This window comes from Sphingomonas sp. P3_C6, assembly GCF_056402595.1.
Map to the genome: position 1 here is coordinate 1 of NZ_JBFUHB010000057.1, position 2,096 is coordinate 2,096.

Annotated in this window: 4 protein-coding genes; all 4 read left to right on the plus strand. The window is 65.6% G+C overall.

Annotated features, from left to right (window positions below):
* Window positions 1-316 (plus strand): carboxyl transferase domain-containing protein (locus AC1DT7_RS24105; RefSeq protein WP_478038847.1); only part of this gene is annotated, 316 nt, incomplete at its 5' end.
* Window positions 317-446: 130 nt separating this feature from the next.
* On the plus strand, window positions 447-824 hold the full coding sequence (locus AC1DT7_RS24110) for an endonuclease domain-containing protein (RefSeq protein ID WP_478038849.1): 378 nt from the start codon (window positions 447-449) through the stop codon (window positions 822-824).
* Window positions 815-1,288, plus strand: a complete 474-nt coding sequence (locus AC1DT7_RS24115; RefSeq protein ID WP_478038850.1) for a nuclear transport factor 2 family protein — start codon at window positions 815-817, stop codon at window positions 1,286-1,288. Before AC1DT7_RS24110 ends, AC1DT7_RS24115 begins: the two co-directional genes overlap by 10 nt.
* A 1-nt stretch (window position 1,289) precedes the next feature.
* Window positions 1,290-2,096: ATP-binding protein (locus tag AC1DT7_RS24120; protein WP_478038851.1), on the plus strand; the 807-nt coding region annotated here is incomplete at its 3' end.

Below are 2,096 nucleotides of genomic sequence, written 5' to 3' on the forward strand. Positions count from 1 at the left end.
CTGGCCCAATAGCCGGATCAGCGTGATGGGCCCCAATAGCCGGATCAGCGTGATGGGCGGCGAACAGGCCGCCTCGGTGCTCGCCACGGTGCACCGCGATGCGGAGAGCTGGAGCGAGGAAGAGGTCGAGGCGTTCAAGGCGCCGATCCGCCAGAAATACGAGGATGAAGGCAATCCCTGGCACGCGACCGCCCGGCTATGGGACGATGGCATCATCGATCCGGCGCAGACGCGTGACGTGCTCGGCCTGGCGTTCGCGGCGACGCTGAATGCCCCTGTGCCGGAAAAGGCATCGTTCGGCGTGTTCAGGATGTGATGGCTATTGGCGAAACTTTATTCCTCCCCGGAACGGGGAGGGGGACCGCGCGTAGCGCGGTGGAGGGGCTGGCAGCGTGCTGACCGGGCCTGCTCAGACCGTCCGCAATGCACGACGCTTGCGCAAAGAGATGACCCTGCCCGAGGTCCTTCTCTGGACGGCGTTACGTACGCGACCGGCTGGCCTCAAATTTCGCCATCAGCATCCAGCGGGCATTTATGTGCTCGATTTCTTCTGCGCGAGCGCGAAGCTGGCGATCGAGGTTGACGGCGAAGCACATGAGCGCGGTGACCAGCCTGCCAGGGACCAGGTTCGCGATGCCTGGCTTATTCGTGAAGGTGTTCGGGTCTTGCGAATACCCGCCAAAGCTGTCCTCGATGATGTGGCGGCCGTAGTTGCCTTCATTGTGGCGGGCGTTTTGCCCGACCAGCCCCTCCACCATGCTTCGCATGGTCCCCCTCCCCGTTCCGGGGAGGAACTTTTGTCTGGAGCCCCCGAATGTCCCTGATCCTTGCCGTTCTCGTCCAGATCACGCCGATGCAGCCCATGCCCAAGGGCACCGGCCTGCCGCCGCCCGGCACGGATGAGGGCGCGGTGATGGCGCCGATCAACGCCCTGTTCGCCGGGCTCGCCGCGCGCGACTCCGCTGCGATCCTCGCCCAGCTTCGCCCCGATGGCGGCGCGACCGTCGCCAATGAAGCGCCCAACGGCGTGCGCACCGTCCGCCACATGAGCTGGCCCGAATTTGCCGCCGGCGTGAAACCCGGGCCGGAAAAATATGAGGAGCGCATCACCAATCCGGCAATAGAGATCGACGGCGACATCGCGATGGTCTGGGCGCCCTACACATTCTTCATCGACGGCAAGGCGCATCATTGCGGCATCGACCATTTCGACCTGGTCCGCGAAACCGGCACCTGGAAGATCGTCAATATCACCTGGACTGCGCGCGCCACGGGCTGCGAGGGCTGACTTGATCAAATCCCTGCTCATCGCCAACCGCGGCGAAATCGCCTGCCGGATCATCCGCACCGCGCGGGCGATGGGCGTACACACCGTTGCGGTCTATTCGGACGCGGACGCCAGGGCGCTGCATGTGCGCCAGGCAGACGAGGCGGTGCATATCGGCCTCTCCCCGGCGCGCGAAAGCTATCTGGTGGGCGAGAAGATCATCGCCGCTGCGAAGCAGACCGGGGCCGAGGCGATCCACCCCGGCTATGGCTTCCTGTCGGAGAATGCCGATTTCGCACAGGCAGTGATCGATGCGGGGCTAATCTGGGTCGGACCGAAGCCGGACTCGATCCGCGCGATGGGCCTGAAGGATGCCGCCAAGGAGCGGATGATCGCGGCCGGCGTGCCGGTCACGCCGGGCTATCTTGGTGAGGACCAGTCGCCCGAACGGCTCGCGGCGGAGGCAGCCAAGGTCGGTTATCCGGTACTGATCAAGGCAGTGGCGGGCGGCGGCGGCAAGGGCATGCGCCGGGTCGACGCGCCCGAGGATTTCGCCGACGCCCTGCTCTCCTGCCAGCGCGAGGCGGCATCGTCCTTCGGCAACACCCAGGTGCTGATCGAGAAATACATCCTCTCGCCCCGGCACATCGAGGTGCAGGTGTTCGGCGACAGCCATGGCAATGTCGTCCACCTGTTCGAGCGCGACTGCTCGCTCCAGCGCCGCCACCAGAAGGTGATCGAGGAAGCCCCTGCCCCCGGCATGGACGAGACGACGCGGGAGGCGATCTGCGCCGCAGCGGTGAAAGCGGCGCAGGCCGTCGACTATGTC

What these genes read in the sequence shown, in the direction of transcription:
- AC1DT7_RS24110 (WP_478038849.1), top strand. Translation starts at nt 447, where the DNA reads ATGACCCTGCCCGAGGTCCTTCTCTGGACGGCGTTACGTACGCGACCG.
- AC1DT7_RS24115 (WP_478038850.1), top strand. Translation starts at nt 815, where the DNA reads ATGTCCCTGATCCTTGCCGTTCTCGTCCAGATCACGCCGATGCAGCCC.